Genomic DNA, 6,852 nt, shown 5'->3' on the forward strand with positions numbered 1-6,852 from the left:
CAGCGCTGCGGACGCTGAGGTCACAGGTTCGAGTCCTGCCACGGGTGCCTGAGGGTGCAATTGGCTTGAGCCAAGTCAGAGGGGGCTCTGTTTCAGGGAGCCCCTTTTGACGTGAAAGGCTTTCCCATCAGGCCGGGCAAGTCATTGAACCTCCAATTGAGGTGCCCGAAGCCAGTTATCAGCCGCTCACAGCCCGGGTAATCCCGGGCCAGGTTGGATTCTTTCTGTTCTACGAGGCGATTGTCGTTAGGCATAGTTCCCTCGGTGATATTGCTTGGGCGAACTATACCTCTCCGGTGATATTTTAGGTGAAAGAATGCGGGCATTTGACGGAAAAGATAAATCATGCTATAATTATCGGTGAAATGGGAGTTGACGCGATCCCATTCAGCCGTTCTCCCCATTCTAATCGGAGAGATCCTCATCTATGACGACCCCTTGTGGTCTGTGAAAGTCTTCGCATAAAGGGAGCCCCTGTAGCAGACATGGTTCCACTAGCAGTGGCTTATCTTGCCGTACAAGACAGCCAGAATACGTCCATCTGGTTCTTCCCCAGTCTTTCGGAGTGAAAAGTGGATATCGCGGAACTTGAAACTAAAACGATTGACGAACTTCGCAACATGGCGCGGGAGTACGATATCTCCGGCATCAGCCGCCTGAAAAAGAACGACCTCATTCTGCGCCTGCTTCGTGCCAACGCCGAGAAACAAGGCTACATCTTCGGCGGCGGCGTGCTCGAGATCATGCCCGATGGCATCGGTTTCCTGCGCTCCGATCACCTCCTGCCCGGGCCGGAGGATGTGTACGTCTCCCAATCTCAGATCCGCCGTTTCGGCATGCGCACCGGCGATATGGTAGTTGGGCAGGTGCGCCCGGCGAAGGAAGGCGAGAAATACTACAGCCTCCTGCGCGTCGAGGCTGTGAACGGCCTTGACCCCGAAGCAGCCAAACGCCGCCCGCACTTTGAAGAACTCACGCCCATTTTCCCCTACCAGATGTTCAATCTCGAAACGCGGCCCGATATCCTGGCCACCCGGCTCATTAACCTGGTGGCACCGATCGGGCGCGGACAGCGCGGGCTGATTGTCTCGCCGCCAAAGGCTGGCAAAACCACCGTCCTCAAGCAGATCGCCAATGGTATTACCACCAACTACAACGATGTGCACCTGATGGTAGTCCTCATCGGGGAGCGACCTGAAGAGGTTACCGATATGGATCGTTCGGTGGAAGCAGAGGTGGTGAGTTCCACCTTCGATGAGCCGGTGCAGAACCACGTCCGGGTGGCTGAGATGGCGCTGGAACGGGCAAAACGGCTGGTCGAGGGTGGTAAGGATGTGGTGATCCTGCTCGATAGCATCACCCGTCTCTCCCGAGCCTACAACCTCATCGTCCCTCCCAGTGGCCGGTCGCTCTCCGGTGGTTTGGACCCGGCTGCTCTCTACCCGCCCAAACATTTCTTCGGTGCAGCCCGCAAATTAGAAGAGGGCGGCAGCCTGACCATCATTGCCACGTGCCTGATTGACACCGGCAGCCGCATGGACGATGTGATCTATGAGGAATTCAAGGGCACGGGCAATATGGAATTGCATCTCAACCGGAAACTCTCAGAGCGGCGCATTTTCCCCGCCTTCGACATCGAACGATCCGGCACACGCCGCGAGGAACTGCTCCTGGACAAGGATACCCTGGCCAAGGTGTACACAATGCGGCGTATGCTGGCGGCCATTGGCGGAGTGGATGGGATGGAGCCTTTGTTGAACCGCCTGGCCAGAACCAAGAACAATCGCGAATTCCTGGACACCCTGAATCAAGACGTCATCTGAGGCTTCGGGTTTGGAGCATAAAGACGACGAACGAACAACGGATACCGATCCCACGCCGGCGTTAGCGAGCGCCAGGACTCTACTGTGGTTAGTCCCTGACCGCGACTCTGCATGGCGCTACTTCGGCCACCTGCTTCTTCTGCTCTTGGTGGCCACGAGCCTGAAACTCGCGGGCTGGAATACCGCGCCGGTGCAGGGAGTCTCAGCCGTCTATGAAGATGAACGGACGATAGTCCGGCAGCCTAGTGTGCGCGGCCAGCCAGTCTCCGTTCCCTTTCTCGATTATCTCACTCGCGCCCCCGTGCCCCACACGACGATACCTCGCCGCTATCGCATCGAGGTCATCACCTACACTGTGCAGCCCGGCGACAACGCCTCTACCATCGCGGAGAAGTTCGGCATCAGCGTGGACACCATCCTGTGGAACAACGGGAAGTTGCAGAACAACCCCGACTACCTCACCGTAGGGCAAGACTTGTACATCCTGCCGGTTTCCGGCGTTTGGCATACAGTGCAGCAGGGGGATACGTTAGAGAGTATCGCGAAGCAGTATAAGGTCAGTGTGGAGGCCATCACCGGATACGAGGGCAATTTCATGACCCCGCCCTACGAGATCACCGTGGGGCAAAAACTCATCGTGCCTGGTGGAGAGAAACCCTACACGCCCCAAGTGGTGGTGGCTTGGCATGGCACTGTCCCTGCCGCCGCCAAGCGCGGCACAGGCACTTTCGGGACGCCGGTGAGCGGGGTGATTACCCAGGGATACTTCCCCGCGCACCGAGCCATTGACATCGGCGCCCCCGAAGGCACTCCGGTCTACGCTGCCGATTCCGGCTACGTAGCCATGGCCCAGTGGGTGGATCAGCCGCGCTACGGGCGTATGGTGCTCATTGACCACGGCAACGGTTTCCAGACGCTGTACGCGCATCTGAAGGTGTACTACGTGGAGGCGGGCCAATCGGTGGCAAAGGGGCAGAAGATCGGGTTAGTGGGCACGACGGGCTACGTCACTGGTCCCCACTTGCATTTCGCCATTATCAAAGATGGTGTGCCGCGCAACCCTCGCATTTATCTGCCATGAACAAGTAAACATAACGAAAGGGGGTCGGGTGTACCCGGCCCCTTTTGTTTTAAGTGCCAACGGGTGTTGACGGCGGCGTGGGATGCTGGTATGTTGCTTCTGGCGTGCTTGTGGGTGTTGGTTCAGGGGTGCTGGTCGCCGGAGCCGTCGCCGTGGGTTCGGGCAGCCAGGTAGGTGATGGGGTAGCCGTCGGTTCAGGCGTGCTCGTGGGCGTAGGAAGTGGCGTCCATGTGGGGATTGGCGATTGGGTTGGCGTAGGCGTGGGATTGCTGACGTTCACCCAGATGGGCGCCGAGGTGATCCGGTTGCCGTGATGGTCCAACACGCTCACGCGGAGCGAGTAGATGCCATTCTTTAGCCGACGCGTGTCCCAGTTGATCAGCAACCCTCCTTCTACTGGAGTGTAGCCGGGGTCGCCCACCAGCGCCCAACCCAGGGGCGACTGACCGATGCCATATTCCACGACGTATTGGTTGAAATCGCTCATCACTGCGTCGCCAATGATGCCCACCACACCCTGCACCGTCTGGCCCTGGGTGGGCCAGGTGATGGCGGCACGACTGGCACGGGTATGCACGTTACATAATTCCGCTGGGGGCTGAGGATGGCCATTCGCCTCGGCCCACTGACGGAATTCAGGCGGGTAGGCCTCGAAGTACTGGGTGACGACTACGTTCTCGGGGCAGAATTCGGTCGCCCGGCGGCCACTGACGGTGCAGATGCGCACCTCCACATGCACATCGCAGGGCTCGGTCGGCTCCGTCCCGGCGATGAAGATCTCTGTGCGCGGGGAGGGGCATTTATCCGTCCACAGTTTGCCAGAGATGGGGCACACCTGGGCTGTTGTCAGACCAGGCGGTGGGACGAAATCCCGGGGCGGCCGGTCGGCCAATGCCGCTTCCATGAAGTTGTGCCAGATGGGTCCCGCACCACGCGAGCCCGGCACCCGATCCATAGAGGAGCGGTCGTTGTTGCCCACCCACACGCCAGCCACCAGATCGGGAGTGTATCCGACCGTCAGCGCGTCGGTGTAATCGTTCGTGGTGCCGGTCTTGGCGGCGGCGGGGCGCGAGAGTTTGAGGACGCTGTTGGCACCGAAGGTCGGGGCCCGTGCCGCATCGTCGGATAGGATACTGGTGAGGATATAAGCGATGCGAGGATCCAGAACTTGCTCTCCTGCCACGGTGCGGGCCTCTTCCAGCACATTTCCGTTTGCATCCTCTATTCTTAGGATAGCGATGGGCTCGACGCGATGGCCACCATTGGCCAGGGCAGCGTAGGCAGCAGAGAGCTGGAGTAACGTCACCTCCCCGGCGCCGAGGGTGAGCGCCAGCCCGTAGTCGGGCCGGTTCAGTGTGGTGATGCCCAAGCGATAAGCCATTTCCAACATAGAGGGCAGGCCAACGAATTGGAGCGTGCGCACGGCACAGATATTATGCGAGTTGGCCAGGGCATCGCGTACCAGGACCGCTCCGTGTTCTTTCTTATCGAAGTTCTCCGGCACGTAAGGCGGGTTGGCTCCATCGGGGAATTCGCCTTTCACATCCATGATCATCGTGGCTGCGGTCCAACCCTTCTCCAGTGCGGCGGCGTAGGTGATCGGCTTGATGGCCGACCCGGGCTGGCGGGGGCGCAGTGTCATATTCACTTGCCCGTCAATTTCCTTGCTGAAGAAGTCCACACTGCCCACTATAGCGAGGATTTGTCCGCTTCCGGGTTCCAGAGCCACAAGCGCAGCATTTGTAGCGTGTTGGTCGGCGAGGGCAGCGATCTGGTCCCGCACTGCCCCCTCGGCTAGTTCTTGCATTCGCGAGTCCAACGTGGTGTACACCTTCAGCCCGCCGCGATAGAGCATCTCGGTGCCGTATTTCTGCTCCAACAGTTCGCGCACGTACATCACGAAATGGGGTGCGCGGATGGGGAACGTCTGAGGGGCATAGTGCAATTCTTCGGCCAGAGCGGCGTCGGCCTGGGCGCGGGTGATGTAGCCCTCTTTTGCCATCAGGTCCAACACCACAGCCTGGCGCGCTTTGGCACCCTCCGGGTTGGTGTATGGGTCATAGATGGCGGGGGATTGCGGGATGCCAGCCAGCAATGCCGCCTCGGCCAGGGTGAGTTCACTGACCGGTTTGCCGAAATAGGTCTCCGCCGCCGCCTCGACCCCGTAGGCTAGATTGCCGTAGTAGATCTGGTTCAGGTAGATCTCCAGGATAGTATCTTTGGGATAGCGACGGGTGATCTCGGCGGCCAGCACCGCCTCCTTGATCTTGCGCGAGAGGGTCACCTCTGGCGAGAGGAACAGGTTCTTGACCAGTTGCTGGGTGATCCCACTGGCTCCCGAGACTATCTCCCTCTCCGTGATGTTCTGCCAGGCGGCGCGCAAGATGCTGAATGGGTTGAAGCCGGGATTGGAGTAGAACGTGGCGTCTTCGGTGGCGATGGTCGCCTGGCGCAGGTACAAGGGAATGTCCTGCAGGGGCACGACTGTGCGGCGACCGCCGGTGGGATCGAAGATCTCGTAGAGAAGCCGGCCCTCGCGATCGTAGATTTTGGTGTTGGCAAAACGTGCAGCGCGCAGGCTGAGTTCCTCAGGCGGGGGCAGGCTCATCGCGAAATACACGTACACGCCCAGTCCGGCGATGGTAACCAGAAGCGCTAGGAGGAGCGTGATCACCAACGAGAGCAACAAGCCCCTCAGGAAACCCTCGTGCACTTCCTCTCGTTGACGCGCATCGAACGAGAAACGCAAATTAGACATAAAATCTCAAAGCCCGCAGATCAGTTAAGGATTATCCATCCAAGAGACGCTCCGCATCAGCCAGGAGTTCCCGATGACGTGCGTGGTTTTCCTTCGATGTAGAGATGGACCCGACGATTGCGCGGACCATCGAATTCGGCAAGGAACACGCCCTGCCACGACCCCAGCACCAGTTGTCCGTAGCGTACCAGGAGGGTGAGGGTGTGTCCTACCAGGCTGGCTTTGATGTGGGCTGGGGCGTTGCCCTCGCGATGGCGATAGCCGCCGGTAGCGGGCACGATGCGGTCGAGGGCGGTGATGATATCCTCGCGGACGGTGGGGTCCCAATTCTCATTCAGGGTAACGCCGGCGGTGGTGTGGGGCACGAAAAGGTGACACACTCCCTCGCTCACCCCGCTGTGGGTGATGGCGTCGGTTACCATAGCGGTGATGTCCACCAGTTCGGTCCGTTTTTGGGTTGGTACACTGAATTCCGTCTCCATACGCCTATCCTCTCCGGTTTTTGGCTAAGGGATATTATAACATAGCCGAACCTTCCTGCAACTCAATTTGACAGGGCGACCGTTTCCCCTTACAATAGCATTAGACTAATGCGGCGCATTCGTCTAGCGGCCTAGGACACCTCCCTCTCAAGGAGGAGATCGGGGGTTCAAATCCCCCATGCGCTACTATGAGAAGGGGCCCCGAAAGGGGCCGGGGAAGAAGCATGAACCCCGAGACGCAAGCGAGAGTGACCCCGGCTGCCCTCGTCCTGGCCCTGGCAGTGATAGTAGCCCTGGGTGCTATTCCTGCCTCGGCTGGCGTTGCCCCGGAGGACAATCCGTGGGAGCAATCTCCAGATTGCGACCAACGTGTCGCCGTCAGGTACCTCACCCCCCACCCCCGCCCCATACAAAAATGGAGAGGGGGCTTAGAGCGTATCGCCGTCTGGAGACGGCTCCCACTTGTGAATACCCGCCACATCCGGGACGGAGGGGCGACCGGCCGGTCGCCCCTACCCGAAATCGCATTTCCGGGCGCGGCCGGTAGCGAGATTCCGACCCACGCGGGTCGCCAGTGGATGAATCCACCGGCTGGTCTTGTCAAGTCCCGCTGGGACTGGGCCGCGATGGTCCGCCACACGAGTCTGCAGGCGTTCCCGCCCACCCAGATTGCCCCGACCGGATATATCTCTTACACCATCCGCCCCG

Annotated in this window: 5 protein-coding genes and 1 tRNA gene; 4 read left to right on the top strand and 2 right to left on the bottom strand. The window is 59.8% G+C overall.

Going from position 1 to position 6,852, the window contains the following annotated elements; translation table 11 throughout:
* Positions 1–572 precede the first annotated feature (572 nt).
* Positions 573–1,823 carry a transcription termination factor Rho gene (gene rho, locus H5T64_13075; GenBank protein MBC7265269.1) on the top strand — a complete coding sequence of 417 codons (1,251 nt, stop codon included), beginning with the start codon at positions 573–575 and terminating at the stop codon, positions 1,821–1,823.
* Between the two features lie 10 nt (positions 1,824–1,833).
* Entirely contained in the window at positions 1,834–2,904 is a 1,071-nt protein-coding gene (locus tag H5T64_13080; GenBank protein ID MBC7265270.1) for a peptidoglycan DD-metalloendopeptidase family protein, read from the top strand.
* A 49-nt stretch (positions 2,905–2,953) separates the two neighbouring features.
* Here the strand turns inward: H5T64_13080 and H5T64_13085 are convergent, their stop codons facing one another.
* Positions 2,954–5,662: a PBP1A family penicillin-binding protein gene (locus tag H5T64_13085; protein MBC7265271.1), complete on the bottom strand. Its 2,709-nt coding sequence runs from the start codon at positions 5,660–5,662 to the stop codon at positions 2,954–2,956.
* Between the two features lie 56 nt (positions 5,663–5,718).
* Positions 5,719–6,144 carry a YjbQ family protein gene (locus tag H5T64_13090; protein MBC7265272.1) on the bottom strand — a complete coding sequence of 142 codons (426 nt, stop codon included), beginning with the start codon at positions 6,142–6,144 and terminating at the stop codon, positions 5,719–5,721.
* A gap of 112 nt (positions 6,145–6,256) precedes the next feature.
* On the opposite strand from H5T64_13090, the gene H5T64_13095 reads away from it, so the two are divergent.
* Positions 6,257–6,330: transfer RNA gene (locus tag H5T64_13095), tRNA-Glu, on the top strand.
* Between the two features lie 38 nt (positions 6,331–6,368).
* Positions 6,369–6,852: hypothetical protein (locus tag H5T64_13100; protein MBC7265273.1), on the top strand; the 484-nt coding region annotated here is incomplete at its 3' end.

The organism is Chloroflexota bacterium (assembly GCA_014360825.1).
Lineage (GTDB): Bacteria > Chloroflexota > Anaerolineae > UBA2200 > JACIWT01 > JACIWT01.